Annotated in this window: 24 protein-coding genes; 6 read left to right on the forward strand and 18 right to left on the reverse strand. The window is 64.5% G+C overall.

Going from position 1 to position 25,110, the window contains the following annotated elements; all coding sequences use genetic code 11:
- Positions 1-241: 241 nt before the first annotated feature.
- Both DOD19_RS07860 and DOD19_RS07865 read left to right on the forward strand, forming a co-directional pair.
- Positions 242-886, forward strand: coding sequence for a DUF1326 domain-containing protein (locus tag DOD19_RS07860; protein WP_112185005.1), 645 nt, complete (start codon positions 242-244; stop codon positions 884-886).
- Positions 883-1,674 carry a DUF2182 domain-containing protein gene (locus DOD19_RS07865; protein WP_112185007.1) on the forward strand — a complete coding sequence of 264 codons (792 nt, stop codon included), beginning with the start codon at positions 883-885 and terminating at the stop codon, positions 1,672-1,674. Before DOD19_RS07860 ends, DOD19_RS07865 begins: the two co-directional genes overlap by 4 nt.
- A gap of 66 nt (positions 1,675-1,740) precedes the next feature.
- Here DOD19_RS07865 and DOD19_RS07870 read toward each other — a convergent pair whose 3' ends face one another.
- The 9 genes from DOD19_RS07870 to DOD19_RS07910 form a co-directional block, all read right to left on the reverse strand.
- On the reverse strand, positions 1,741-2,100 hold the full coding sequence (locus DOD19_RS07870) for a chitin-binding domain-containing protein (protein ID WP_024975815.1): 360 nt from the start codon (positions 2,098-2,100) through the stop codon (positions 1,741-1,743).
- 172 nt (positions 2,101-2,272) lie between these two features.
- Positions 2,273-3,088 (reverse strand): M55 family metallopeptidase, encoded by an 816-nt coding sequence (locus tag DOD19_RS07875; protein WP_024975816.1) that lies wholly within the window; start codon positions 3,086-3,088, stop codon positions 2,273-2,275.
- A 9-nt stretch (positions 3,089-3,097) separates the two neighbouring features.
- Positions 3,098-4,123, reverse strand: coding sequence for a P1 family peptidase (locus DOD19_RS07880; RefSeq protein WP_112185009.1), 1,026 nt, complete (start codon positions 4,121-4,123; stop codon positions 3,098-3,100).
- 9 nt (positions 4,124-4,132) lie between these two features.
- Entirely contained in the window at positions 4,133-5,032 is a 900-nt protein-coding gene (gene gsiD / locus DOD19_RS07885; protein ID WP_112185011.1) for a glutathione ABC transporter permease GsiD, read from the reverse strand.
- Positions 5,033-5,042: 10 nt separating this feature from the next.
- Complete coding sequence (gene gsiC, locus DOD19_RS07890; protein WP_112185013.1) at positions 5,043-5,966, reverse strand: glutathione ABC transporter permease GsiC; 924 nt, start codon at positions 5,964-5,966, stop codon at positions 5,043-5,045.
- A 70-nt stretch (positions 5,967-6,036) separates the two neighbouring features.
- Positions 6,037-7,602, reverse strand: a complete 1,566-nt coding sequence (gene gsiB, locus DOD19_RS07895) for a glutathione ABC transporter substrate-binding protein GsiB (RefSeq protein WP_024975820.1) — start codon at positions 7,600-7,602, stop codon at positions 6,037-6,039.
- Positions 7,603-7,652: 50 nt separating this feature from the next.
- Positions 7,653-9,542 carry a dipeptide ABC transporter ATP-binding protein gene (locus tag DOD19_RS07900; protein ID WP_112185015.1) on the reverse strand — a complete coding sequence of 630 codons (1,890 nt, stop codon included), beginning with the start codon at positions 9,540-9,542 and terminating at the stop codon, positions 7,653-7,655.
- A gap of 39 nt (positions 9,543-9,581) precedes the next feature.
- Positions 9,582-10,544 carry an isoaspartyl peptidase/L-asparaginase gene (locus DOD19_RS07905; RefSeq protein WP_024975822.1) on the reverse strand — a complete coding sequence of 321 codons (963 nt, stop codon included), beginning with the start codon at positions 10,542-10,544 and terminating at the stop codon, positions 9,582-9,584.
- Between the two features lie 17 nt (positions 10,545-10,561).
- Complete coding sequence (locus tag DOD19_RS07910; RefSeq protein ID WP_112185016.1) at positions 10,562-11,551, reverse strand: MurR/RpiR family transcriptional regulator; 990 nt, start codon at positions 11,549-11,551, stop codon at positions 10,562-10,564.
- 240 nt (positions 11,552-11,791) lie between these two features.
- On the opposite strand from DOD19_RS07910, the gene DOD19_RS07915 reads away from it, so the two are divergent.
- Both DOD19_RS07915 and DOD19_RS07920 read left to right on the forward strand, forming a co-directional pair.
- Positions 11,792-13,729, forward strand: coding sequence for an ATP-binding cassette domain-containing protein (locus DOD19_RS07915; protein ID WP_204360045.1), 1,938 nt, complete (start codon positions 11,792-11,794; stop codon positions 13,727-13,729).
- 31 nt (positions 13,730-13,760) lie between these two features.
- Positions 13,761-14,867, forward strand: coding sequence for a CaiB/BaiF CoA-transferase family protein (locus DOD19_RS07920; protein ID WP_112185020.1), 1,107 nt, complete (start codon positions 13,761-13,763; stop codon positions 14,865-14,867).
- Here DOD19_RS07920 and DOD19_RS07925 read toward each other — a convergent pair.
- The 4 genes from DOD19_RS07925 to alr form a co-directional block, all read right to left on the reverse strand.
- Complete coding sequence (locus tag DOD19_RS07925; RefSeq protein ID WP_024975826.1) at positions 14,850-15,368, reverse strand: DUF523 domain-containing protein; 519 nt, start codon at positions 15,366-15,368, stop codon at positions 14,850-14,852. The two genes, DOD19_RS07920 and DOD19_RS07925, sit on opposite strands and share 18 nt — an antisense overlap.
- Positions 15,369-15,384: 16 nt before the next feature.
- Positions 15,385-15,864: a disulfide bond formation protein B gene (locus DOD19_RS07930; RefSeq protein ID WP_024975827.1), complete on the reverse strand. Its 480-nt coding sequence runs from the start codon at positions 15,862-15,864 to the stop codon at positions 15,385-15,387.
- Positions 15,865-15,974: 110 nt separating this feature from the next.
- Positions 15,975-17,345, reverse strand: a complete 1,371-nt coding sequence (radA, locus tag DOD19_RS07935; protein WP_024975828.1) for a DNA repair protein RadA — start codon at positions 17,343-17,345, stop codon at positions 15,975-15,977.
- A 68-nt stretch (positions 17,346-17,413) separates the two neighbouring features.
- Positions 17,414-18,538 carry an alanine racemase gene (gene alr / locus DOD19_RS07940; protein ID WP_024975829.1) on the reverse strand — a complete coding sequence of 375 codons (1,125 nt, stop codon included), beginning with the start codon at positions 18,536-18,538 and terminating at the stop codon, positions 17,414-17,416.
- Positions 18,539-19,184: 646 nt separating this feature from the next.
- Here alr and lplT point away from each other — a divergent pair.
- Positions 19,185-20,501, forward strand: a complete 1,317-nt coding sequence (gene lplT / locus DOD19_RS07945; RefSeq protein WP_024975830.1) for a lysophospholipid transporter LplT — start codon at positions 19,185-19,187, stop codon at positions 20,499-20,501.
- A gap of 27 nt (positions 20,502-20,528) precedes the next feature.
- On the opposite strand, the gene DOD19_RS07950 is transcribed toward lplT, so the two are convergent.
- The 3 genes from DOD19_RS07950 to tsaB are packed head-to-tail and all read right to left on the reverse strand — an operon-like array spanning position 20,529 to position 22,593.
- A complete protein-coding gene (locus tag DOD19_RS07950; protein WP_112185022.1) occupies positions 20,529-21,332 on the reverse strand; it encodes a uracil-DNA glycosylase in 804 nt (267 codons plus the stop codon).
- Positions 21,329-21,856 carry a ribosomal protein S18-alanine N-acetyltransferase gene (rimI, locus tag DOD19_RS07955; RefSeq protein WP_024975832.1) on the reverse strand — a complete coding sequence of 176 codons (528 nt, stop codon included), beginning with the start codon at positions 21,854-21,856 and terminating at the stop codon, positions 21,329-21,331. The genes DOD19_RS07950 and rimI overlap by 4 nt, the downstream gene beginning before the upstream one ends.
- The gene (gene tsaB, locus DOD19_RS07960; protein WP_112185024.1) at positions 21,853-22,593 is read right to left on the reverse strand and encodes a tRNA (adenosine(37)-N6)-threonylcarbamoyltransferase complex dimerization subunit type 1 TsaB; all 741 of its coding nucleotides are present in this window, start codon (positions 22,591-22,593) and stop codon (positions 21,853-21,855) included. The genes rimI and tsaB overlap by 4 nt, the downstream gene beginning before the upstream one ends.
- Positions 22,594-22,766: 173 nt before the next feature.
- On the opposite strand from tsaB, the gene DOD19_RS07965 reads away from it, so the two are divergent.
- On the forward strand, positions 22,767-23,036 hold the full coding sequence (locus tag DOD19_RS07965; protein ID WP_004626591.1) for an acyl-CoA-binding protein: 270 nt from the start codon (positions 22,767-22,769) through the stop codon (positions 23,034-23,036).
- A gap of 45 nt (positions 23,037-23,081) precedes the next feature.
- On the opposite strand, the gene DOD19_RS07970 is transcribed toward DOD19_RS07965, so the two are convergent.
- The gene (locus tag DOD19_RS07970; protein WP_024975834.1) at positions 23,082-24,539 is read right to left on the reverse strand and encodes a DHA2 family efflux MFS transporter permease subunit; all 1,458 of its coding nucleotides are present in this window, start codon (positions 24,537-24,539) and stop codon (positions 23,082-23,084) included.
- Between the two features lie 84 nt (positions 24,540-24,623).
- Positions 24,624-25,094: an SRPBCC family protein gene (locus DOD19_RS07975; RefSeq protein ID WP_024975835.1), complete on the reverse strand. Its 471-nt coding sequence runs from the start codon at positions 25,092-25,094 to the stop codon at positions 24,624-24,626.
- Positions 25,095-25,110 lie beyond the last annotated feature (16 nt).

The following is a 25,110-nucleotide window of genomic DNA, read 5'->3' on the forward strand; positions in this document are numbered from 1 at the left end:
CGGCTTCGCGCTTATGCATCGCGGATGCACCAAGCCTGGCGCCACAAGATGCAGCCGGGGCCAATCGCCTATGTGCCCCAATCCCTGTCTTGACTTCCCCTCGCCGTGCACTAGGGTCTGATTATGCGTGGAACGTGCGCACGCCATAAGCCAGCCGCCCGAGATTCAAGCCACGCAATCCGTCGTCCGACGACGACGCGCGTCAGGCGCGCACGCGCCTGGAAGCTCCGGGAGAACCACCATGACTCCGTGGGAAATCCAAGGGACTGAGCTCATCAACTGCAATTGCTCATACGGTTGCCCGTGCCAGTTCAACGCGCTGCCAACCAAAGGTATCTGCGAAGCGATGGGCGCGATCTCGATCGACCGCGGCTACCACGGCGATGTGCAACTCGACGGCGTGAAGATCGCGGTCTTGTTGCATTGGCCCGGCCCCATCCACGAAGGCAAAGGCAGATGTCAGCCGATCGTCGACGAGCGCGCCACCCCAGCGCAACGCGAAGCCATCCTGAAAATCATGGCAGGGCAAGATACCGAACCGTTCGCGACGATGTTTTCGGTATTCGCGTCGACGTTTGAGCAGGTATTCGATCCGATCTTCACGCAGATCGACTACGACGTCGATGTCGATGCCCGACGTGGCCGGATTCATGTCGATGGTGTATTCGATACCGTTGGCGAACCGATCCGCAATCCGGTAACGGGCGCCGAACACCGTGCCCGCATCGATCTGCCGCACGGCTTCGAATACGAACTGGCCGAGGTGGGCTCCGCCACAAGCCACTCACAGGGCAACATCGCGCTGGATCTCGAACATTCCTACGGGCAATTCGCGCGACTGCACCTGAACAACAAGGGACCGATTCGGCATCGCACCGCTGCATGAGCGGCCTCGAAAGCGTCCTCCAACGCGAGCGCATCATCACGGCGCTCGGCATCGTCGCCGTCGTCGCGTTGTCGTGGTGGTATCTGTGGACGGGTGCAGGCATGGGGATGTCTGCACTCGACATGACGGCACTCACGCTGTTTCCGCATCGATTGCCGGGCGCCATCGGCGGCATGGATACATCGCTGTCGACCGTGGCCTTGATGTGGTGGGTGATGATGACCGCGATGATGACGCCCAGCGCGGCGCCGCTCATCCTGCTGTATCGGCGTGTTCTACGGCACCACGGCACGGCCGAATCCAGGTCGGCAATCCTCTCGGTGTGTCTTCTGGCGGGTTACCAGACTGCGTGGCTCGCCTTTTCCGTGGGTGCGGCATCGTTGCAGATGGCGCTGCAGCCGACGGGCCTCATTTCACAAATGATGCTGTGGTCAAAGAGCGCGGTGCTCTCCGCAATAGTGCTAGCAGCGGCGGGGGCGTATCAGTTCTCTGCGCTCAAGCGCACGTGCCTGGCGCAGTGCCGCTCGCCGGTAGGCTTCCTGACCGCGCATTGGCGCCCTGGCGCTGCAGGCAGCTTCTTGCTGGGCATGCGCCACGGCGCGTACTGCGTAGGCTGCTGCTGGGTGCTGATGGCGTTGCTGTTTGTGGGCGGCATCATGAATCTCGTCTGGATTGCCGCTCTGTCCCTGGTCGTTTTTGTGGAGAAGATCCTGCCACGCGGCGCACAGGTCGGCCGCGTGCTGGGCGTTGTGCTGATTGCCTGGGCAGGTGCAACGCTGCTGGTTTGATCCCGTGCTGCTGGCATGCAGCGGCCCGAATACCGCGCGCATGACAGCCGTCAGACCGTCAGGCCATCAGGACGTCACCTCGTCACACGCATCCTTCACCACGCAGATACTAAAACGTTTGTCGAATACCTGGCCGCTCGGGCAATGGTCGAAGACCGCCTGCGACTGTGCGTCGCAGGTGGCGTAGGCAGTGGTGCAATTGGTGCGGACCGGTTGCTTGGGGCCACGGTTGGTGCCGTCGTCCAACATGAAGCGCGCGGATGGCCCGGGGCATTTGAACTCTGCGGCGGCCTTGGCCAGCGCGGCGGCCGCCTTTTCGGCTTTGGAAGTCTGCGGCGTCGGTGGGGTCGATGGCGACGGGCGGCGTTCGCAGGCTGTTAGCGCAAGCGCACAGAGCAGCATGCCGAGTGTGAGTGCGCGGGTCATGGGGGGCTCCTTCGGGGTTGGATATCCTGAAGTTTACGCTTGGGTAGGCGTTTTTTGGTCCATCCCTATTTCGTCCCCTGCCGGGACCGACCTCCTTTCTTTGTCTTGCCAAAGAAAGGTAGGCAAAGAAAGGCGCGCGTGGGATGGCGCCATGACTTGCGCCGCGCCTTTCTCAGCGCAGCATCGCGGACATGGCGGACAGGCTGTTGAGCATGCGTACGGCATGTTCGACGGAGTCGGCGGCGAAGCGCAGCATCGTGCCGTCTACGCGTTCCAAGGCGGGCCACTGGCAGAACAGGTCAGCCAGTGCCGGCGTTTGCGTTTGCAGGCGGCACACGATCGGGCCCCGGATGCGCAGCGGCATGCTGAAGTGCCCGCGCTGTACCGTTGCCTTCACCGCCGCATAGATGGCTTCGCACGACTGCTCTGGCGAGAGCGACGTCCCGGCGTTCTGCCCCTCGGCCTGCTTGGTCTCGACAAACGTGGTGTGCGGCAGCAGCGGCTTCGTTTCTCTGATGAACACATCGTCGCCGCTGGCAACGGCAACCGGCACGCCGCGCTCGCCAGCCAGGGCGCCATAGAGGCCGGCTTCGCCCAGTTCCTGCTCGTTGAACCAGACGCGCGCAAACGCAAAGCTGTTGATGGTGTGCGCCAGCACGCCACGGCTGCCAGCACGGGCGTGGTAGCCGATCATGCAGACGGCGTCGCAGCCGTCCACGCCGGCCATCATGCTCAGGTAACGCGGCTTGCCGAGTACGAAGCGTGCGCGGCGGTCGATGGAATCGGGGATGAGGTTGCGGAAACCACCGTGCGAATCGTTGACCAGTACGTCGGTGGCGCCGCCATCGAAGGCGCCACGGACGGCCGCGTCGGCTTCTGCGGTCATCCAGCGGCGGGCGCGTTCGTATTCAGCGTTACCGGCACGCGTTTGCTCGGGGTGGAACACGTTGGCTACGCCTTCGATGTCGGCGGAGATCAGGATTCGCATGGGGTCAGGTCAGAGCAATTCGGTCAGTGCGCGGCGCGTGTTGCCGTCGCGGCCGGTGACGGCCGTCGCGTGGAACAGGGCGTGCACGATGGCTTGTTCGACACTGTCGGCGGCGGCCTGGAACAGCGGGTCGAGATGCGATTCGTGCATCATGGCGACCGCCGGCATGGCGCGGCTGCCTTCGTGCGGCACGGTGTAGGCGGTGGAGAATGCCAGCGCGATGTCGCCGCTGCCATGACCGAAAACGGAGCCAGTGCGTGCCAGACCGGCGCCTGCGCGCAAGGCAAGACGGCGCAACTGGCGTGCATCCAGCGGCGCGTCGGTGGCGAGCAGCATGATGATCGAGCCTTTCTCCGGCTCCGGGGTGCCGGCGGCCAGCGCTTTCGCTAGCGCCGCACCGACGTGGCGCCCAGCAAGCGTCAGATTCTCAGTCACACCAAAGTTGGACAGCACCAGCGCGCCGACCGTGCGTTGCGCGCCGTCGGCGAGCGTCAGCACACGCGAAGCCGTGCCGATACCACCCTTCACGCCAAACGAAGACATCCCCCGCCCTGCACCGACCGCACCCTGCTCGAACATCTCGGCTGCCGCAGCGCAGGCCGCGTCGTAGTGAACGTCCTGCACAGCAAACGCCTGCAGGTCGTTCAGGTAGCCGTCGTTGCATTCGAAAACGAGCGGATTGACGGTCGACCATGCGCGACCGATCTGCGGGTTGGCCGCGATGGCCTGGCGGATCTGCGCCTGCGCCACGGCGCCCACGGCAAACGTGTTGGTCAGCGCGATCGGCGTTTCCAGCACGCCCAGCTCATCCACCTGCACCAGGCCGATGCTCTTGCCGAAGCCGTTGAGCACCACGCTGGCCGCAGGCACCTTGTCGCGGAACGGGTCACCCGCATGCGGGCGCACCACAGACACGCCGGTCTGGATGTCACCGCCGGCAATGGTGGCGTGGCCGACGGTCACCCCGGCCACGTCGGTGATGCTGTTGCGTGTGCCGGCTTGCAGCGCGCCGATATGCGGAAGGCTTAGAGACATGCGAACAACTCAGCGACGGTCGATCTTCGGGTCTAGCGCGTCGCGCAGGCCGTCGCCCAACAGGTTGAACGCCAGCACGGTCAGGAAGATCGCCAGGCTCGGGAAGATGGCCACGTGCGGCGCCGTCACCATGTCGGCGCGCGCCTCGTTCAGCATCGCGCCCCATTCCGGCGTGGGCGGTTGTGCGCCCAGGCCCAGGAACGAGAGGCTGGCCGCGGTGATGATCGAGGTGCCGATCCGCATCGAGAAATACACGACGACGGACGAGATCGTGCCCGGCAGGATGTGTCGCATGATGATCGTCCAGTCGGACGCGCCAATGCTGCGCGCGGCCTCCACATACGTCAGGTGCTTGAGCATGAGCGTGTTGCCGCGAACCAGCCGCGCAAATGCCGGAATGCTGAACACCGCCACGGCAAAGATCACGTTGATCATGCCGTTGCCCAGGATGGCCACGATGCCGATGGCCAGCAGAATGCCCGGGAAGGCGAACAGCACGTCGGAGATGCGCATAACGATGCGGTCCCACCAGCCTTCGTAGTAGCCGGCCAGCAGGCCGAGCATGGTGCCCACGATGGCGCCGATGATGACCGACACAAAGCCCGCTTCCAGCGAGATGCGCGTGCCCATCAGGATGCGGCTGAAGATATCGCGGCCCAGCGAGTCGACGCCAAACCAGTGCTGCGCCGACGGGCCCGCGTTGAGCGCGTCGTAGTCGAAATAGTTTTCCGGGTCGAACGGCACGATGTGCGGCGCGAGGATGGCGATCACCGCCAGCGCGATCACGAACACACCGGCGCCCATCGCCAGATGCTGCTTGCGGAACTTGCGCCAGAACTCTGTCCAGGGGGTGCGGACGGGTTCGGCAACGGTTTGCGGCGCGACCGCCGGGCTTGCGGCTTGTGTCATGGCGGTCTCCTTACTTCTTGTAGCGGATGGTCGGGTTGATCACGGTGTACAGCATGTCCACAACCAGATTGATCAGGATGAACTCCAACGAGAACAGCAGCACCTCGGCCTGGATGATGGGGTAGTCGCGCATCTCGACCGCATCCACCAGCAGACGACCGAGGCCCGGCCAGTTGAACACCTTTTCCACAACGATCGAGCCGCCGAGCAGGAAGCCGAACTGCAGGCCCATCATCGTCACCACCGGGATCATCGCGTTGCGCAGGCAATGCTTGATAACCACCACCGTCTCGCGCACGCCCTTGGCACGGGCGGTGCGCACGAAATCTTCCTGCAGCACTTCCACAAACGATGCACGCGTGAAGCGCGCCATCACGGCGGCCACCGCAGCGCCCAGCGTGAGCGAAGGCAGGATGTAGTGCCGCCAGGTGTCCGCACCGATGGCCGGCAACCAGCCAAGCTGCACCGAGAACACTTCCATGAGCAGCATGCCCAGCGCGAACGCAGGGAACGAGATGCCGGACACGGCGAGCGTCATGCCCAGGCGGTCCGGCCACTTGTTGCGCCATACGGCAGACGTGATGCCAATCACCATGCCGAAGATCACCGCCCACACCATGCTGGCAATCGTCAGGTTGAGCGTGGGCCAGAAGCGCTCGCCAATCTCTTGGCTCACCGGTCGCTTGGTGCGGATGGAGTTGCCGAACTCGCCGCGCAGCGCGTTGGCGAAGAAGCGCACGAACTGCTCGTGCATCGGCTTATCCAGCCCGAGGTCAGCACGGACAAGCTCGACGGTGGCCGGGTCCGCTTCGGGGCCGGCAGCCAGTCGCGCCGGGTCGCCCGGCAACAGGTGCACGAACAGGAACACCAGCACTGCCACGATCAGCAGTGTCGGGATCACGCCCAGCACACGTTTAATGAAGTAGTTCAGCATGGCAAATCCACCGCAGGCGGAAATTCAATGGCCCGCGCAACGGGTGCGCGGGCCGGTACGGCAATGAGACTTATTGCTTGATGTCGATGTCGTCGAAGCTGAACGAACCGTCCGGTGCCACGTAGGCACCCGACAGACGCTTCGAGCGCGCGTAGACGATCTTTTCCGTCACCAGGAAGGCCCACGGTGCGTCTTCCCAGATGCGCTTCTGTGCATCGGTGTAGAGCTTCGACTTCTCAGCGCGATCGGTCGTGCGCAGTGCGCCGGCGATGTCGGCATCCACCTGCTCGTTCTTGTAGTACGCGGTGTTGAACGACTTGGGCGGCATGGCTTCGGATGCAAGCAACGGACGCAGCGCCCAGTCCGACTCACCCGTCGACGACGACCAGCCTGCGTAGTACATGCGCACGCCGGCGTCTTCCGGCTTGGGTACGCTTTCCACACGCTCGACGCGCTGGCCGGCTTCCAGCGCCAGCACCGACGTCTTGATGCCAACCTGGGCCAGTTGCTGCTGCACGAACTGGATGATCTTCTGCGCGGTCGTGTGGTTATAGGCCGACCACAGTTGCGTCTCGAAGCCGTTCGGATAGCCAGCTTCCTTCAGCAGCTCTTTCGCCTTCGCCGGGTTGTACGGCCACGGGCCCAGCTTGACGGAGTAATCGACGCCCGGTGGCACCACGCCTTCGGCCGGCACGGCGTAACCCGCAAACGCCACCTTGGTCAGCGCATCCTTATTGATCGCGTAGTTGATGGCCTGACGCACCTTGGGATTGTCGAACGGCTTCACCTTGGTGTTGAAGCTGACATAGCGCTGGATGATCGACGGCGCGGCAATCAGATCAACCTTGGGGCTGCTCTTGAGCACCGCAGCCTGCTCGAACGGAATCGTGAACGCAAAGTCGGCCTCGCCCGTCTGCATGATGGTGGCGCGCGTGTTGTTGTCGACCACCGGCTTCCAGGTGATGGTGTCGACCTTCGGCAGGCCGTGCTTCCAGTAGCCGTCGAACTTCTTGCCCTTCAGGTAATCGGTCTGCTTCCACTCGACAAATTCAAACGGGCCCGTGCCAACCGGATGGAAAGCGATGTCCTTGCCGTACTTCTTGAGCGCCGTGGGCGAAATCATGGCCGCCGACGGGTGGGCCAGCACGTTGATGAACGGCGAGAACGGCTCTTTGAGCGTCACGCGTGCGGTGTACGGGTCAACCACTTCGGTTTTGGCCACGCGGTTGAACAGCACGAAACGCTTGAGCTTGTTGGCCGGGTCCGTCACGCGGTCCAGGTTTGCCTTGACGGCGTTGGCATCAAACGTGGTGCCGTCGTGGAACTTCACGCCCTTGTGCAGCTTGAACGTGTAGACCAGCCCGTCCTTGCTGACTTCGTAGCTGTCGCACAGCACGTTGACCAGCTTCATGTCCTTGTCGAAGCCGAACAGGCCTTGATAGAACGACTTGGCGGCGCTGAACGACAGCGTGTCGTTAGCGTCGTACGGGTCCATCGTGGTGAAGGTCGAGTAGACCGCCATCACGGCGTCCTTGGCGGCAAAGGCCGGCATGGTGAATGCCGCCAGCGCCAGGCCGCTGGCAACCATGGCTGCGCGCGGGGCCGAAGTAAGCCGATGCGAGAATCGATTGAACATGTCCTTCCTCCTCAAAGAAGTGTTTGGCTTCACTGCGTTCTTCATTGCTTTCAATACGCGCCGCCAATCGAATGGCGGGCAACAAAGTGGTCTGGCGCCACTTGCACCAACGGCTGCACCACCGGCATGTCGCCAATGGCACGGATCGGGCTGGGAATTTCGTGCGTGGAGAGTTCTCGCTTCAGATGGCGGCGCGCCGGGTCTGCAATCGGCACGGCCGACATCAGCTTCTTCGTGTAGGGATGCTGCGGGTTTTCAAAGATGGCGCGGCGCGGGCCGATCTCAACGATCTGACCGAGGTACATCACCGCCACGCGATGGCTGATGCGTTCCACCACCGCCATGTCGTGCGAGATGAACAGGAACGCGACGCCAAATTCCTTCTGCAGGTCGAGCATCAGGTTGACGATCTGCGCCTGGATCGACACATCCAGCGCCGAGACCGACTCATCGGCAATCACCACCTTGGGGTTCAGCGCGAGGGCGCGCGCAATGCAGATGCGCTGGCGCTGCCCGCCCGAGAACTCGTGCGGATAGCGCGATGCATGCGCGGCCTGCAGGCCCACCTTGTCGAGCAGCCACTCCACGCGTTGCTGTGCCTCTTTGCCGGAGGCCACCTTGTGCACCAGCAGCGGCTCCATGATGGAGTAGCCGACCGGCACGCGCGGGTCCAGCGAGGCGAATGGGTCCTGGAAGATGAACTGGATGTTTCGACGCAGCGTCTGGAGCGCGGGCCCCTTCAACTCGCCGATGTTCTGGCCGGCAAATTCGATGCTGCCGCTCTGGCACTCCACCAGACGCAAGAGCGACCGTCCCGTCGTCGACTTGCCGCAGCCCGATTCGCCGACCAGCGCCAGCGTCTCACCAGGGTAGAGATCGAAACTGACCTGCTCCACCGCATGCACCCGGCGCGTGACGCGGCCGAAGACGCCCGTGGGCACGTCAAAGCGCGTGACGAGATCACGTACACGCAAAATGGGTTGCACATCGTGCGACGCTGCCGGTTGCGGCGTCGTATCCACCGCAGCGGACGTGCCGTCCACGCGCAACAGCGGAAAACGCGCCGGGCCATCGGTGCCTTGCATCGAGCCCAAACGCGGCACGGCCGACAGCAGCGCATGCGTGTACGGATGCGCCGGTTGTGCGAACACTGTGGCAGATGGGCCCTCTTCCACGCGGTCGCCCTTGTACATGACGAGCACGCGGTCGGCCACTTCGGCCACCACGCCCATGTCATGCGTGATGAACACGACCGCCATCTGCAGCTCCTGCTGCAGCGCGCGAATCAGTTGCAGAATTTCCGCCTGGATGGTCACGTCCAGCGCAGTGGTCGGCTCGTCGGCAATCAGCAGCGACGGTTTGCATGACAGCGCCATCGCAATCATCACGCGCTGGCGCATGCCGCCCGACAGTTGGTGCGGATAGCGCCCCAGCACATTGCGCGCTTCAGGAATGTGCACCAGCTCCAGCATGCGCAGCGCCTCAGCTTTGGCCGCGCTGGCTGATTTGCCCTGATGCAGACGAATCGATTCGGCGATCTGCTCGCCCACGGTAAACACCGGGTTGAGCGAGGTCATCGGCTCCTGGAAGATCATCGCGATATCGGCGCCACGCACACCGCGCATGGCGGCGGAGCTGGCGTTGGCCAAGTCCAGCACTTCGCCGTTGCGGCGGCGCAAGTGCATCTGCCCGCCGACGATCTTGCCGCCACCGTGCTCCACCAGCCGCATCAGCGCCAGCGACGTCACCGACTTGCCCGAGCCCGATTCGCCCACCACGGCCAGCGTCTCGCCCCGGTCTACGTGGAACGACAGGTTGCGCACTGCGTCGACCGCGCGCTCAGACGTGGCAAAGCGCACGCTCAGGTCTTGCACCTGCACGATGCGCTGATCGGGCATCGCAATGACGCTGTTGGCACTTGGCTGTTTGGTTGCTGTCACGAAAACTCTCCTGCTGTCCTGCCTGGCGGCTTCGGCCTCTTACCGATAGATCGACACAACGGGCGCCTGCGCGCCGCGTGCGAACCCGCGGTACATCCCTTCTGTGTTGAACGGCAACGCGACGTTGCCTTGCGCGTCCACGGCGATCAGGCCGCCGCGGCCGTTGATGGCCATCAGCTTGCGCATGACCACGTCGTCGCTCGCGTCAGCCAGCGACTTGCCGGCGTATTCCATCTGCGCGGCAACGTCGTAGGCAGCCACGGCACGGATGAACATCTCGCCCGTGCCGGTGCACGACACCGCCGCAACGTGGTTCGCAAAGCAACCGGCGCCGACGATGGGCGTATCGCCCACCCGGCCGACCTTCTTGTTGGTGACGCCGCCCGTGGAGGTGGCAGCCGCCAGGCGCCCTTGCGCGTCGCATGCCACGGCGCCCACGGTGCCGAACTTGTTGTCCGGATCGATGGGTGCTGCTTCCTTGGCCACGAGCGACGCGGCATCGTGATCGAGCAGCGCCATGCCATCTTGCTGGCGGGCGCGCTGCCATTGGGCGTAGCGCGCTTCGGTGTAGTAATAGTCCGGCTCGACAAACTCGAGGCCCTGCGCTTGCGCGAACGCCTCGGCGCCTTCGGAGGTGAACAGCACGTGTTCGCTGCGCTCCATGACGGCGCGGGCTGCGAGGATCGGGTTGCGCAGACGCTTGACGCAGGTGACTGCGCCGGCAGCCAGCGTGGCGCCATCCATGATCGACGCATCGAGTTCGTACGTGCCGGCGCTGGTCAGCACCGCGCCCTTGCCGGCGTTGAACAGCGGGCACTCTTCGAGCAGACGCACGGCTTCGGTCACGGCATCCAGGGCGCTGCCGCCATCCACGAGGATGCGCTGCCCTGCGGCCAGGATGTCGTTAAGTGCCTGCTGGTAAGCGGCTTCCTTGTCGGCACTCATGGCCGTGCGGGTGATGGTGCCGGCGCCGCCGTGAATGGCGAGGATGGGCGTAGTCATGCGTGGCTCGATGTAAATCAGTTTTCAGCGGTGCGTTTGCGGCCGCGTCGGGTGGTTGACGGCGTGCCAGACGCGCTCGTTGCGTCATTGGCGCGCGGTACCTGGCTGGTGTGCAGCCACGGCAGTACGAATTCGGTCAGGCGCTCGGCAGACTCCAGCGAATGCGCCGAGCGATGCGCCACCGCACCGCACAGCGCTTCGAAAAGCGCCACGGCAGCGGTGTCAGACGTGGCAGAGAACTGCCGCTCCGGCCGTGCGTACAACGCAATGTCGGCCAGCGGCGCAAGCGGCGATGTAGGGCTGTCGGTCAGGGCCAGCAGTTGGCAGCCTTGCTTGCCCGCCTGCTTGGCCAGCGTGATGGTGTCTGCCGCATAGCGCGGGAATGCGATGGCGATCAGCAGATCCTTCGGTCCGATCTTGCGCAGGTGGCGCGCCGCATCGGATGCGCCGCCCGGCTGCGAAACGGAGATCACCGTGTCGCAGTACAGATCGAGCCCATGGCGCAGCAGCCCGGCCAGATAACCGCTGGCGCCAAAGCCCATCACGTAGATGCGCTGTGCGCCCAGGATGGCGTCTACCGCGCGTTCGCACGCTGCGGGGTCGAGCATGCGGCGCGTGGCGTCAAGGTTGGCGATGTCCTCGTTGAGCGAGGCGGCAAAGATCTCGGCACTGGTGGCGGGGCGCGCCAGCTCGTGGCGCAGTTTTTCCACCGGCGCGAGCGTCGCTTCGAAGCCGCGCAGCAGCCCGGCACGGAACTGCGGATAGCCGTCAAAGCCCAGCGCCAGCGCAAAGCGGTTGGCCGTGGCAATCGACATGTCCACCGCGGCGGCAAACTCGTCGATGCGCATGGTGGCAGCGCGGAACGGATTCGCCAGCACGTATTCCGCCATGCGCTGGTGCGCGGGCGTGAGCGTGGCAAGGGCCGCTCCAATGCGCTCGGAGACCGTCGCATCGGCGGCAAATGCGCCTTTCGACACATCCCTACGCTTGCTGGTGGATTTCGCCATCTTCCTGGGCCGTGAAAATTTTGTGTAAATGTATTTTCATGAATCGGCCGTGTAAAGAAAAAAACTTTCATAGAGGCCTATGGTTTTCCCTAGGTCGAAAGCCCGCGCACGAATCGGGGGCGGGCGCGTCCTCGTCATGGTGCAATGCACCCGTCCAAACGCCCGCGGTGCGCCAGGATCGTGCGACGCAGCACGCTACAATCGCACCCTTCTCCGATTTGCCTTCAAGCGCAGTTTTTCGTGATCCGATTCGACGACCTCGTCCTCCAGCGTGGCACCAAGGTGCTGTTCGACCACGCCACCGCCACACTCAACCCCGGTGAACGGGTCGGCCTTGTCGGCGTAAACGGCAGCGGCAAATCCACGCTGTTTTCCATGCTGCGCGGCGAGCTGCACGCCGACGGCGGCGAAGTCGCCATCCCGCCCACCTGGCAGGTCGCCCACGTGGCGCAGGAAACGCCGGCAGTCGACCGCAGCGCGCTCGACTACACACTCGACGGCGACACCCGCTTGCGCGACATCGAACGCCGCCTCGCAGTGGCCGAAGCTGCGCACGATGGCCACGCACAGGCCGAAGCCCACACCGCCTTTGCCGATGCCGACGGCTACACCGCCCCGGCACGCGCGCAGGCGCTGCTGCTCGGCCTCGGTTTCACGATGGCGCAGACCACGCAACCCGTGGCGAGCTTCTCCGGCGGCTGGCGCATGCGCCTGAATCTGGCCCAGGCGCTGATGTGCCCGTCCGATCTGCTGCTGCTCGACGAGCCGACCAACCACCTGGATTTGGACGCCGTGGTCTGGCTGGAAGACTGGCTGTCCCGCTACCCGGGCACGCTCGTCATGATTTCGCACGACCGCGAATTCCTCGACGGCGTCTGCACCGTCACGCTGCATATCGAGCACCAGAAACTCAAACGCTACGGCGGCAACTACACGCAATTCGAAACACAGCGCCTGCAGCAGATGGCGCTGCAAGAAGCGTCGTACGCACGGCAGCAGAAGCAGATCGCGCATCTCGAATCGTTCATCACGCGCTTCAAGGCCAAGGCCAGCAAGGCCAAGCAGGCGCAGAGCCGCGTCAAGGCGCTGGAGCGCATGGAGCGCCTCGCGCCCGTGCATGCGGCAGCGGGCTTCTCGTTCGAATTCCGCGAGCCCGATGCGGCGCCCAACCCCATGCTCACGTTCGAAGGCGTCGATTGCGGCTATCCCGGCCCAAGCGTCGACGAGCCCATCACCATCCTCAAACACCTGACGTTTTCGATCCAGACCGGCCAGCGCATCGGCCTGCTGGGTGCCAACGGCCAGGGCAAGTCGACGCTGGTGAAAACACTGGCGGAAACGCTGGCACCGCTGTCCGGCACGATCCGGCGCGGCAAGGGCCTGCAGATCGGCTACTTCGCTCAGCACCAGTTGGAAACGCTGGACGACCACGCCTCGCCGCTGCTGCACTTGGCGCGTCTGGCGCCTGACGTCCGTGAGCAGGAGCTGCGCGACTTTCTCGGCAGCTTCAACTTTCGCGGCGACATGGCAACCTCGCCCATCGAGCCGTTCTCGGGCGGCGAGAAGGCGCGCCTGGCGCTTGCCCTGATTGTCTGGCAGCGCCCCAACCTGCTGCTGCTCGATGAGCCGACCAACCACCTGGATCTCGACACGCGCGAAGCGCTGACGATGGCGCTGGCCCAGTTTGACGGCACGCTGATCCTCGTCTCGCACGACCGCCACCTGCTGCGCGCCACGACCGATCAATTTTTGCTCGTCGGCCAAGGCACCGTCGCCCCGTTCGACGGCGATCTGGACGATTACCGCGATTGGCTGCTCAAGCAAGCCGCGGCCAAGCGTGCGGCCGCCAGCGCGTCTGCGGCTCCGGCCGACGCGGATGGCGCACCGGCCGTCAATCGGCGTGACCAGAAACGCGAAGAGGCCGAACAGCGCCAACGCTTGGCCGCCCTACGCAAGCCGCTGCAGAAGAACGTCGACGCCATCGAGAAACGCATGGCGCCACTGCAAAAGGAAAAGGCCGACCTCGAAGCCTTCCTCGCCGACGGCGCCGCGTATGAAGAAGCCAACAAGACACGCATGATGGAAAGCCTGCGCCGCCAGGCAGAACTGAACGCCGAACTCGACGAGCTGGAAGAGCGCTGGCTCGAACTGCACGACCAACTCGAACAAATCAATTGAGGCTGGCGTGCCCGGCCAAGGAGACCTGTTGATGACATTGCCCTCGCCGGACACCGCCACGCACCAGCCACTGGCCGGCGTGCGCGTGCTCGACCTCACGCGCCTGCTGCCCGGCCCGGCCGCCACGCGCCACCTGGCTGACCTCGGCGCAGAAGTCATCAAGATCGAAGACCCCGGCCCCGGCGACTACGCCCGCGACATGATGCGCTCCTCCGCCGATCGCGCGGCCGAGCGCCCGAGCCTGTTCTTCCGCTCGCTCAATCGCGGCAAGACCGAAATGCGGCTCGACCTCAAGCGCGCCGAAGACCGCGAAGCCCTCATCGAACTCGTGCGCCACGCCGATGTGCTGATCGAAAGCTTCCGCCCCGGCGTCATGGCGCGTCTCGGCGTTGGCTGGGACACGCTGCGTGCGGCCAACCCCGCGCTCGTCATGTGTTCGATCAGCGGCTACGGCCAGGACGGACCGCTCGCGCAAGCCGCCGGCCACGACATCAACTACGTCGGCTACGCGGGCATGCTCGATCAGCTCGCCAGCGCGGACGGCACGCCCATCGTCCCGAACGTGCAGATCGGCGACCTGCTGGGCGGCGCGCTCACGGCGGTGATCGGCATCCTTGCCGCGCTGGTCGATGCGCGCGCCACCGGCCACGGCCGCTACGTCGACGTCTCCATGACGGACTCGGTGTTCGCGCACAACCTGATGGCGTTCTTTGCTGTCGGGACACGCGGCAAGGCCAGCCCAGCGGGCACCGATCTGCTCAACGGCGGCGTGCCGTGCTACGGCGTGTATCGCACGGCAGACGACCGCTTCATGGCCGTTGGCGCACTCGAATTGAAGTTCTGGCAGGTGATGTGCGACGTCATCGGCAAGCCCGCATGGAAAGACAGCCACTGGGCGCTCGGCCAGCGCGTTGGCAGCGATGAGGCACGCGCCATCCGCGACGAACTGGCTGCGCTTTTCCTGACCGCCACGCAAGCTGAATGGACCGAACGTTTTGCCGATGTTGATTGCTGTGTCACGCCCGTGCTGCGCATGGAGGAAGCGTTGCAGCATCCGCTCTTTACCGAGCGCAACAGCGTCGTGAAGGAGAACAGCGAGCCCGTGCAGCTCGCCCTGCCGCTACGGTTTGCCGATTGACGAATCCGCGCGATCCAGCGTATCGAGCAGGCGCGCGGCTTCTTCCAGTTGATGCTGGCTGAATACGCGGATGCCGTGCTGGCGCAGCAGCGCCGCAGTCACGCCCTCGCCTTGCTGCAGTTGGCTGGAAAACGTCCCGTCGTAGAGAAATGCAGAACCGCAGGACGGGCTGCGCTCGGTAAGGACGGCGACTTGCACGCCGGCCGCCTGCGCCGCCTCCAGGGCGCGTTGCGCACCCCGCACAAAGGCCTCGGTGACATCGTGGCCGTGGTGTTCGACGACACGGGCCGCGCCGCGCAGCACCGCCGCACCACCGCCTTCGCCGTGAATCTCCGCCGGCAGTCGCGGCACCGGCAAACCGCCGGCCATCTCGGGGCACATCGGCACGATGCGTCCTTCCATCTGCCAGCGCGCCAGGATGCCGCCTTCAGTGACGACCGTGCCGCCGTCATAGCGCACCGGCTGGCCCAGCAGGCAGGCACTCACCAGTACGCGTTGCATGATCCGCGGCTCCGGCTTAGCGGCGCTCGCGGCGGATCATTCCCACCACCAGCGTCAGCGAAAGAATCACCAGCCAGATCAGCGACCACACCGGCACCGACAGGCCCAGCACCGGCGGCATCGGCCCGACGCACAGGCCATCGGCTTCGAACACCTGCGGCAACCATTTGGCAGTAGGCAGCGCGTTGACCCAGTTCTCGATCGGGTCGATACCGCACGTTGCCTTCGGGTTCAGCAGCAGCGATACGTGATACCCCGCCACGCACAGGCCTGCCAGCCCCGACAGCATCCCCAGGCCATGCCACAGCAGCCGCGTGGCCGACGAAAGCGCCGCCAGCAGCGAGAACACACCAATGCCAAGGAAAGCGAACCGCTGCAAGATGCACAGCGGGCACGGCTGCAGCCCCTCGACGTGCTGCAGGTACAGCGCATAGCCGACCACCCCGAAGGAGATCACGGCAATCAGCAGGAAAAAGGCGCGCGAGTTGGCTTGCATGGCGGCGTCAGTTCAGAGGAGTCGTAGAGAAAAGTTGGCGGATTATCGCACCGCAACGGCACGCGCATTTTCAAATGGCACCCGCGATACCGTTGCGAAATTTTGAACGATCAAGCTTCCAGCGCCCGCACGCGGTCGATGGCCTGCTCAATGCGTTCGACGGCGATCACCTCCAGCCCGTCGATTGCCTGCTTCGGGGCGTTGGATTTCGGAATCACGGCAATCGAAAAACCCAGCTTGGCGGCTTCCTTCAGGCGCTCCTGGCCGCGCGGTGTCGGGCGGATTTCTCCTGCAAGGCCGATCTCGCCAAACACCACCAGCCCACGCGGCAGCGCCTTGTTGCGCATCGACGAATGGATCGCCAGCAGCACCGCCAGATCCGCCGCCGGCTCGGTAATCTTCACCCCGCCCACTGCGTTCAGGAACACGTCCTGGTCAAAGCACGCAATGCCGGCGTGGCGGTGCAGCACCGCCAGCAACATCGCCAGCCGGTTCTGCTCCAGGCCCACCGCCAGACGGCGCGGATTCGGCACGTTGGCCGTATCCACCAGCGCCTGGATTTCCACCAGCAGCGGCCGCGTGCCTTCCTGCGTCACCAGCACGCACGAACCCGGCACCACCTGCTCGTGCTGCGATAGAAACAGCGCCGACGGATTGGCCACGCCACGCAGGCCGCGCTCCGTCATCGCAAACACGCCCAGTTCGTTGACGGCGCCAAAGCGGTTCTTGAACGCGCGCACCAGGCGGTAGGCGGAATGCGTATCGCCCTCGAAATACAGCACCGTATCGACGATGTGTTCGAGCACACGCGGGCCCGCCAGCGCGCCTTCCTTGGTCACATGGCCGACCAGAATGGTCGTCACATCCAGCCGCTTGGCAATGCGCGTCAGTTGCGCCGCGCATTCGCGCACCTGGGCCACCGAGCCCGGCGCCGAAGTCAGCGCCTCCGAATACAGCGTCTGAATCGAATCGATGACGACCACCTCGGGCTTTTCCACCTCGATGGTCGCCTGGATGCGCTCAAGCTGGATCTCGGCCAGCAACGCCAGGTTCGGGCTCTCGATGCCCAGGCGGCGCGCGCGCAGCGCGATCTGTGATCCGGATTCTTCGCCGCTCACATACAGCACGCGCCGATCGGCCGACAGGTTGGACAACGCCTGCAGCAACAGCGTCGATTTGCCGATGCCCGGATCACCGCCGATCAGCACCACACCGCCGCTGACCAGGCCACCGCCCAGTACGCGGTCAAATTCGTCGATGCCGCTGGAGAAGCGCGGCACGTCCACCGCGTCGATGTCCGACAGCTTGCGCACCGTCGCGCTCGATGCCAGCGACTGGAAGCGCGCGCCGGCGCCAGACGTCGGCTGCGCAACTGTTTCCACCAGCGTGTTCCACTGCTGGCAATTCGGGCACTGCCCCGCCCATTTCGGCGCCGTGCCCCCGCACTCGGTGCACGTATAGACCGTCTTGCTCTTGGCCAAACCACCCCCTGCTTACGGCACCGCGCATGGGCGGCCGCCGCTTGATCTTTGTATTGACGATGCCGCGCTCAAGCGGCCTTGCCCAGGTCGCTGGCGTCTGCCGTGCTGACCGGTTCGACCGATACCGGCACACGCGGCGCCAGTGCGCACATCAGCTCATAACCGACCGTGCCGGAGGCCTGCGCAACATCGTCGATCGGCAAGCCTTCGCCCCACAGCGTGACGGGCGTGCCGACACGCGCCTCCGGCACGCCGGCCAGGTCAACGGTAATCATGTCCATCGACACGCGGCCCACGATGTGCGTGCGCACGCCATTGACCAGCACCGGCGTATGGTTGCCGTCCCAGCCCGGCGCATGGCGCGGGTAGCCGTCGGCATAACCGCACGCGACGATGCCGATGCGCATTGGGTGCTCCACGGTAAAGCGCGAGCCGTAACCAATCGTCGCGCCCGGCTGCAAATCCTGAATGGCGATCAGCTCGCTCTTGAGCGACATGGCGGGCATCAGGCCAGTGCCGTCAATGTCCGCCGCCACGCCCGTCGGCGACGCGCCGTACATGATCACGCCCGGGCGCACCCAGTCGCGATGCGCTTTCGGATGCCACAGCGTGGCCGCGGAGTTGGAAAGCGACGCCTCGCCCGGCAAACCTTGCGTGGCGTGTTCAAACGCGGTGAGCTGATGCTCAATGCCGCGCGGGCCATCGGCATCGGAAAAATGCGTCATGTGGACAATCGTGCCGACGCCCGAAATGGCTCGGGCGCGTTCCCATGCGGCGCGGTAAGCGGCAGGCGCGAAGCCGAGGCGGCTCATCCCCGTATTGATCTTGAGCTGCACGCTGATGGGGCCTTTCAGGCGCGCCAATTCCAGCATGCGCAGTTGCTCTTCGCAGTGAACGGTGGTGGTCAGGCGGTACTGTTCGACGACGGCCAGATCTTCCGGCTTGAAAAAACCTTCGAGCAAGAGAACCGGCCCCTGCCAGCCGAGTTGGCGCAGGCGGACGGCCTCGTCCAGGTCGAGCAGACCGAAACCATCGGTGTGGCGCAGGCCTTCATACACGCGTTCGATGCCGTGACCGTATGCATTGGCTTTGACGACAGCCCACACGCGCGAATTGGGCGCATGGCGGCGGGCAACCTGGAGATTATTGGCAAGTGCTGGGCCGTGGATGACGGCCTGGATGGGTCTTGGCATGACGGCAAACCTGCAAAAACGTGAATGCGATAGCGCGCTCGTGGCGCGGCGTCGGTGCTGCAATGCAACAGGCAAATTGGCTGTGAGCGGGCCGTGCGCCCGGCCTCACGCGGTGAGCGTTCTATTTGACCACAGGACGCCAACTGGTTCGCGCCTGTCATGAGCCTGCCAAAAAAGAAAGTGCGCCGCCGTCACCGGAAGCGCACAAGTTTCATGATATAAAGCCGTTCAATTTAGGCATGGGAAAACCGTCGTGATGCGCTGCCAGCATGGAGAAAGTTGGGCACCAGCCACTTCTTTTTGCGCGATGGCGTCACATACGGTTTGGCCATGCAAACAGGCGAGACCAAAACAAGCTGCGGGCGGAACGCATGGCCCGAACGCCTGTCAGTGAAGATTCCCGCGGTTGCCCGGCGATGCATCTCCTGCAGCACCGGACGGGCCCCGCCCAAGGGAACCACAATCCGGGGAGCCCGCGCGGGCGCTGGCATCAAGGCCGCCACCGCGCACCTGTGCGCTGCGCGGCCAGTCAGCCGACGCATCGCCTGGCCGGCACCTCCGGGGGGCGCTTCCGAGTGCCGGCACGCTGCCGGCAAGACGTGAAGACGAACATGGCACCGCGGTCTACGGGGACGAATTCGAAGGTATGAAGAAGGGCTTTTACACCATCATGGCGGCGCAGTTTTTTTCGTCGCTCGCCGACAATGCGCTGCTTATTGCCGCCATCGCCCTTCTGACAGAGATGCATGCGCCGCAGTGGATGACCCCGCTGCTCAAATTGTTCTTCGTGCTCTCTTACGTTCTACTTGCAGCCTTCGTGGGCGCGTTTGCCGATTCTCGGCCCAAGGGCAAGGTGATGCTTATCACCAATGCCATCAAGCTGATTGGTTGTGGCGTGATGCTTACCGGCCTGCACCCGTTGCTCGCCTACGGTGTGGTCGGCTTCGGTGCGGCGGCGTATTCGCCGGCCAAGTACGGCATCCTTACCGAACTCCTTCCCCCTGAAAAACTCGTCGCTGCCAACGGGTGGATCGAAGGCCTGACCGTGGGCTCGATCATCCTGGGCACCGTGCTGGGTGGGGCGTTGATCTCCAACCATGTCTCGGCATGGCTGCTGTCGTTCGACATTCCTGGGCTTGAGCGCATCGACACTCCGGCCGAAGCGGCCATGCTGGTGATCATGGTGATCTACCTGATCGCGGCGCTGTTCAACACGCGCATTCCCGATACCGGCGCGCGCTATCCGCAGCAGGAAAAGAATCCGGTACGTCTCATTTCGGAGTTTGCCGACTGCTTCAACGCTCTGTGGCACGACAAGCTGGGCCAGATTTCCCTGGCGGTGACGACACTGTTCTGGGGTGCCGGCGCCACGCTGCAATTCATCGTGCTGAAGTGGGCTGAGCAATCGCTGGAACTGAACCTCTCGCAGGGCGCCATTCTGCAGGCCGTCGTGGCCGTGGGGGTGGCTGCCGGCGCCATGGCTGCAGCCGTCAAAATCCCGCTGCGCCGCTCGCTCGACGTGCTTCCGGTGGGCGTGGCAATGGGCGCGGTGGTCATGCTGATGGCGTTCTACACCAAGCACACGATCCCGGAAATCACGTTCCACATCGGCGGGATGAAGCTGCCGCTGTACATGATGATCGCCTACCTGTTCCTGATGCTCGTGGGCGCCATGTCGGGCTTTTTCGTGGTGCCGATGAACGCGCTGCTGCAGCACCGCGGGCACGTGTTGCTCTCAGCCGGACACTCGATTGCGGTGCAGAACTTCAACGAGAATGTGTCTGTGCTGCTGATGCTGTGCCTGTACGCGCTGCTCATCAAGCTGAACGTTTCGGTGGGCGTGGTGATCGTGTCGTTCGGCATCTTCGTCTGTGTGACGATGGCGCTGGTGATGCGCCGGCATCGCCTCAACGAAAAGCTGTTCCACACCGCCGCGCTCATCGGCGAAGACAAGCACCACTGACGCAGTGCCCGCCCCGCCGGCCGGGGCTTACTGGCCGCCGCGCTCCGCGTAGATCTTGCGCGCCAGACACAGGTCTTCCCATGCACGCGCCTTGTCTGTCAGCGTACGCAGCAGGTAGGCCGGGTGATAGGTCACCACCACGGGTACGCCTTCCACTTCATGCACTTTGCCGCGCAACTTGCCGACAGCCGTCTGTGTCTGCAGCAGGTTTTGTGCGGCAATGCGGCCCAGCACGACGATGATGCGCGGCTTGACCAGGGCAATCTGACGCTTGAGATACGGATCGCACATCGCCGCTTCGTCCGGCTCCGGATCGCGATTGCCGGGCGGGCGGCACTTGAGCACGTTGGCGATGAATACACCCTTCTCGCGCGACAGGCCGATCGATCGCAGCATGCTGTCGAGCAGCTTGCCGGCCTGGCCGACGAACGGCTCGCCCTGCTTGTCTTCCTGCTCGCCCGGTGCCTCACCGATCAGCATCCATTCGGCCTGACGGTCGCCAACGCCGAAAACGGTGTTCGTGCGGCGCTCGCAGAGCTTGCACGACGTGCAGTTCGAAACGGCGGCTTCGAGCTGCGCCCAATCGAACGCGGCAATGCGCTGGGCGCGCGAGGCGGCCGAGTCCGACGGCGCCTCCATTACCGGTGGTTCGACTCGCGCAGCCGCGGGCTCCGCAGCCACAAACGAGGCGGCCTCAACCTCCACGGCGACCGGCTCGTTGACGGCGACCTCGGCCGCCTCGACGGCCTCCAACGCAGCCGGCTCAGCACCGCGCAATGTCCATTCGGTCGAAACGCCTAGCGCTTCCAGCATTCGGGATCGACGATTCATGCAGCCTCCACCCCGCTTGCCTCACACACCATGCGCATGACGAGCGCATCTTCGCGCGTGTTGTTTTCGGCCGGGTAATAGCGCTTGCGCCGGCCGATCTCCGCAAACCCGACACGGTGATACAGCGCAATCGCGCCGGTATTGGATGGGCGCACTTCCAGCAGCAGGCTGCCGAAACCATGCACCAACGTGAGTGCCGTGGCCAGACGCAGCAGCCAACGGCCCAGCCCTTGCCGCTGCCACGCCGGCGCCACCGTCACATTGAGCAGGTGCATCTCGTCGACCACCGGCATGAGGATCAGGTAGCCCGCGACCTCGTTGCCGCCGTCACGCAGAACAATGCCGATGTGGCCGGACTTGAGCGAATCCTCAAAGTTACCGCGGGACCAGGGAAACGTGAACGCCGCCTGCTCGATCGCTGCGACGCCCGCTAGATCGAGGGCGGTCATGCGCTCGGCGCGCCAGCCCGCAGGCAACGGCGCTTGCGCGATGACGCCGGCCAGCGCGTTCTCGATCAGGCTCATGGCTGTGCACCTGCGGCGGCAGCCTTGGCCTGCTGCACAGCCTGCCGCTCTTCAATGGTGAGCGCGACCTTGTCACGCACATAGAGCGGCGCCGCGTCTTCGGGGCGCACCGTATGGCCGGCAGCCAAAAGGCGCAGACCCACGGCGATGATCTCGCGAGCGTGCGGCGCGACTTCCGGCAACACAGCAGCGGCACCTGCCGCAATGCTCAACTGATCGCCGAACACCGCTGCGGCATTGCCCGCCAGCCAGTACGGCTGCGTTGGCGCGGCAACGCGCTGCGGCCCACTCACCTGAATAGCGGAAAGCGCGTGCCAGCCGGAGGCATCCTGCGCCGCATCAGCGGGCACGAAGCTGGCCCAGTAGCACTCGTCCATGCGCGCATCGAGGGCGATGGTCACGGCTGTGCCGGCCGGCAATGTTGCGCGCGTCTGTTCCGCGCAGGCGACGAGGGAATTGACTGGCACGACGGGCAAGTCCGCACCGAACGCCAAACCCTGCGCCACGCCGCACGCCGTGCGCAGTCCTGTGAACGAGCCAGGGCCGGCGCCAAAGGCAATCGCCGCGCAATCGGCCAGGGCGATACCCGCCTCGGCCAACAATTCGGAAGCCGCCGGCAGCACGCGGCTACTGGAGCGCGGGCCGGTGTGTTCATGACGGAACAGCGTGCGCGTGCCGTCACCAAGGGCGACGGAGCAGAACTCGGTGGAGGTGTCGAAAGCAAGAATCCAGGGCATGGCGGCATTGTACCGGCTGGTGTGGTGCCCGAAGGCGCAAACCCGTGGCCGCCCATGGGGAAAACGCGCTAAAAATCCACCGGAAAACCGAAGCCATCCTCGAATTCAAACGGCCCGGCCATACAACCCCGGCGCTATCATCGCCAGACCATTGTTTTCAGCCGGGAATCATCATGAGCGACCTGCAAGCCCGTTTCGACCAAGCCCAAATCGATGTCAAAGGCCTCTCCGAACGCCCCGCCAACATGACGCTGCTGCGCCTCTACGCGCTGTACAAGCAAGGCGCCGAAGGTGACGCGCATGGCGACAAGCCTGGCTTTACCGACATCGTCGGCCGCTACAAATTTGAAGCGTGGGAAGGCCTCAAGGGCACGTCGCAAGACGAAGCCAAGCAAAAGTACATCGACCTCGTCGAAGAGCTGAAAAGCGGCGCAACGACCTGATCGTCGAATCGCCACATGAAGAACCGGGCCTTGCGCCCGGTTTTTTTATTGCGCTGCAGGAATGGCGGACGGCAGCTCTCGGCGGCGCATGCGCCACGCTGCCAGCACGGCCAATGCACACAGCGTGCCGAGAAAGATGAACGTCTCGTCGAAGGCCAGGATGCGTGCCTCGGGGTCGACCGCGGCGCCATGCACGGTTTCGATACCGCGTGTGGCGAGCCGCCATTGCAGAAAAATGCCTGTAGCCGACACACCGATCGCCCCACCCAGTTGACGCAGGAAATTGACGGCGCTGGAGCCTTGCGGGATCAAGGTGAAATCGACACCGCGCATGGCGCCCAGACTCAGCGACGGCAGCACAAAACCGAGCCCGATCCGCCCGACGATGGCAATGGCAATCAACAGCAGGTAGCTGGTGGCACGCGTGTTCGTTGCCATCAGGAAGAATGAAAGCGCCAGCGCTGCCAGACCGAACGAGACCAGCCGGAACGGCTCGATGCGATTGGTCAGCCGCCCCGCAAGCATGATCGTCACGGCCAGCACCAGCCCTGCGGGCAAGAGCACGAGCCCCGCGCGCGACGGCGCATAGGCCAGCGCCACCTGCATATACACGGGCACCAGATACGTCGAACCGTACAGCCCTGCCCCGTAAATGAAGGCCACCACGGCCCCCATCGCAAACTGTCGGTAGCTGAAGAGGCGCAGGTTCAGCAAGGGCGACTCCACCCGCTGCTGCCAGAATACGAAGCCCGCGACACACACGGCTGATACGAGCATCAGCACGATGCCGTGCGTCGCGTCGCTGTGCAGCGCGACCAGCCCGTTAAGCAGCGTGACCGTCGCGCCGCCGATGAGCAGCAGGCCGCGCCAATCAAGCGGTTTGGGCTCGCCCGCCATCGACGAGTTGACGGCCATGAAGCGCCGCGCCATTGCCCACCCAATCAGCGTGAACGGCATCACCACGAAGAAGATCGAGCGCCAGCCGAACAGCTCCACCAGGAAGCCACCCACGCTCGGGCCCACGGCCGGCGCCAGCACGACGCCAAAACCGAACAGGCCGAAAGCCTTGCCCTGCTCTCGTTCGGGAAACACGCGCAGGATCAGGATGTTGGGCAGCGGCTGCATGATGCCGGCCGCAATGCCCTCCACGACCCGCATGGCGATCATCACTTCGTAATTGGGCGACAGGCCGCCAGCCAGCCCGCCCACGCCCAGCAGCAGCAACGCGCCGATGAACGTGCGCCGCAGCCCGAAACGCAGCAGCAGCCAGGGCGTCAGCAGCATCGATAAGGTCATCGCCACCATGAAGCTGGCCGACACCCATTGCGCGCGTTCCTGCCCGAGCACAAAGTGCCGGCTCAGATCGGGAATCGCCACGTTGACGATGGTGGCCGAGATGACGGACGACACCGCCCCGACCATCAGCGTAAAGAGCACGAGCCACTTGAAGCGCTCGCCGTAACGCGCGCGCAGGGCCTCCAGGGTGGGCGTGAATGTCGTCATGGTCTCGTTGTAGTGATGTGTGAGACGACCAGGGGAGCGAAAACCTGGCCGGCGCCTCCTCCAGCGCCGGCCAGGCGGGACACGTCAGCCGAGGCGGCCGGTGGCGGCGATCTCGCGGATGCGGCGCACGGTGTCGATGTCGGATTCGCGATAGGCGGATTTGACGATCTCGGCATAGCGCGTGTCGCCGGTTTCGTCGGCGTTGGGCAACGTGGTGTCGTAGACGAAGCGGATGAACGCGGCGTTGACCTCGTTGCTCTCGATCGTCATGGTCAGCGATCCGCCGGCGTGTTCGCCGGTGGCTGCGGTGGTGTAAGTCACGCGCTTGTGCGGCTCGAGCGTCACGCGATCCTGGATGCGCGCCTTGCCGAAGACCAGTTCGCGCTCGACCCAGCCGTCACCCTCAGCGGTGATGATGCATTCGTCCAGGCTTTCGACAAATTCGGTTTGCTCCCGCACGCGCAGCACCAGGCCTTGCCAGATCTGGTTCAGGGTCAGCGTGTCGATGAGGGGGTTCAGTGGATCGTTGACTTCCACCAGGTGTTCAAAGCGCAAAGCGGCCTCCGCAAGT

Origin of the sequence: Ralstonia sp. GX3-BWBA, from assembly GCF_003290055.1 — a bacterium.
GTDB lineage: Bacteria > Pseudomonadota > Gammaproteobacteria > Burkholderiales > Burkholderiaceae > Ralstonia > Ralstonia holmesii.

What these genes read in the sequence shown, in the direction of transcription:
- gsiB (WP_024975820.1), bottom strand. Translation starts at nt 7,602, where the DNA reads ATGTTCAATCGATTCTCGCATCGGCTTACTTCGGCCCCGCGCGCAGCC.
- DOD19_RS07970 (WP_024975834.1), bottom strand. Translation starts at nt 24,539, where the DNA reads ATGACGACATTCACGCCCACCCTGGAGGCCCTGCGCGCGCGTTACGGC.
- alr (WP_024975829.1), bottom strand. Translation starts at nt 18,538, where the DNA reads ATGCCAAGACCCATCCAGGCCGTCATCCACGGCCCAGCACTTGCCAAT.
- tsaB (WP_112185024.1), bottom strand. Translation starts at nt 22,593, where the DNA reads ATGCCCTGGATTCTTGCTTTCGACACCTCCACCGAGTTCTGCTCCGTC.
- DOD19_RS07910 (WP_112185016.1), bottom strand. Translation starts at nt 11,551, where the DNA reads ATGGCGAAATCCACCAGCAAGCGTAGGGATGTGTCGAAAGGCGCATTT.
- DOD19_RS07950 (WP_112185022.1), bottom strand. Translation starts at nt 21,332, where the DNA reads ATGAATCGTCGATCCCGAATGCTGGAAGCGCTAGGCGTTTCGACCGAA.
- rimI (WP_024975832.1), bottom strand. Translation starts at nt 21,856, where the DNA reads ATGAGCCTGATCGAGAACGCGCTGGCCGGCGTCATCGCGCAAGCGCCG.
- DOD19_RS07965 (WP_004626591.1), top strand. Translation starts at nt 22,767, where the DNA reads ATGAGCGACCTGCAAGCCCGTTTCGACCAAGCCCAAATCGATGTCAAA.
- lplT (WP_024975830.1), top strand. Translation starts at nt 19,185, where the DNA reads ATGAAGAAGGGCTTTTACACCATCATGGCGGCGCAGTTTTTTTCGTCG.
- gsiD (WP_112185011.1), bottom strand. Translation starts at nt 5,032, where the DNA reads ATGACACAAGCCGCAAGCCCGGCGGTCGCGCCGCAAACCGTTGCCGAA.
- DOD19_RS07870 (WP_024975815.1), bottom strand. Translation starts at nt 2,100, where the DNA reads ATGACCCGCGCACTCACACTCGGCATGCTGCTCTGTGCGCTTGCGCTA.
- DOD19_RS07930 (WP_024975827.1), bottom strand. Translation starts at nt 15,864, where the DNA reads ATGCAAGCCAACTCGCGCGCCTTTTTCCTGCTGATTGCCGTGATCTCC.
- DOD19_RS07925 (WP_024975826.1), bottom strand. Translation starts at nt 15,368, where the DNA reads ATGCAACGCGTACTGGTGAGTGCCTGCCTGCTGGGCCAGCCGGTGCGC.
- gsiC (WP_112185013.1), bottom strand. Translation starts at nt 5,966, where the DNA reads ATGCTGAACTACTTCATTAAACGTGTGCTGGGCGTGATCCCGACACTG.
- DOD19_RS07880 (WP_112185009.1), bottom strand. Translation starts at nt 4,123, where the DNA reads ATGTCTCTAAGCCTTCCGCATATCGGCGCGCTGCAAGCCGGCACACGC.
- DOD19_RS07860 (WP_112185005.1), top strand. Translation starts at nt 242, where the DNA reads ATGACTCCGTGGGAAATCCAAGGGACTGAGCTCATCAACTGCAATTGC.
- DOD19_RS07865 (WP_112185007.1), top strand. Translation starts at nt 883, where the DNA reads ATGAGCGGCCTCGAAAGCGTCCTCCAACGCGAGCGCATCATCACGGCG.
- DOD19_RS07920 (WP_112185020.1), top strand. Translation starts at nt 13,761, where the DNA reads ATGACATTGCCCTCGCCGGACACCGCCACGCACCAGCCACTGGCCGGC.
- DOD19_RS07875 (WP_024975816.1), bottom strand. Translation starts at nt 3,088, where the DNA reads ATGCGAATCCTGATCTCCGCCGACATCGAAGGCGTAGCCAACGTGTTC.
- DOD19_RS07905 (WP_024975822.1), bottom strand. Translation starts at nt 10,544, where the DNA reads ATGACTACGCCCATCCTCGCCATTCACGGCGGCGCCGGCACCATCACC.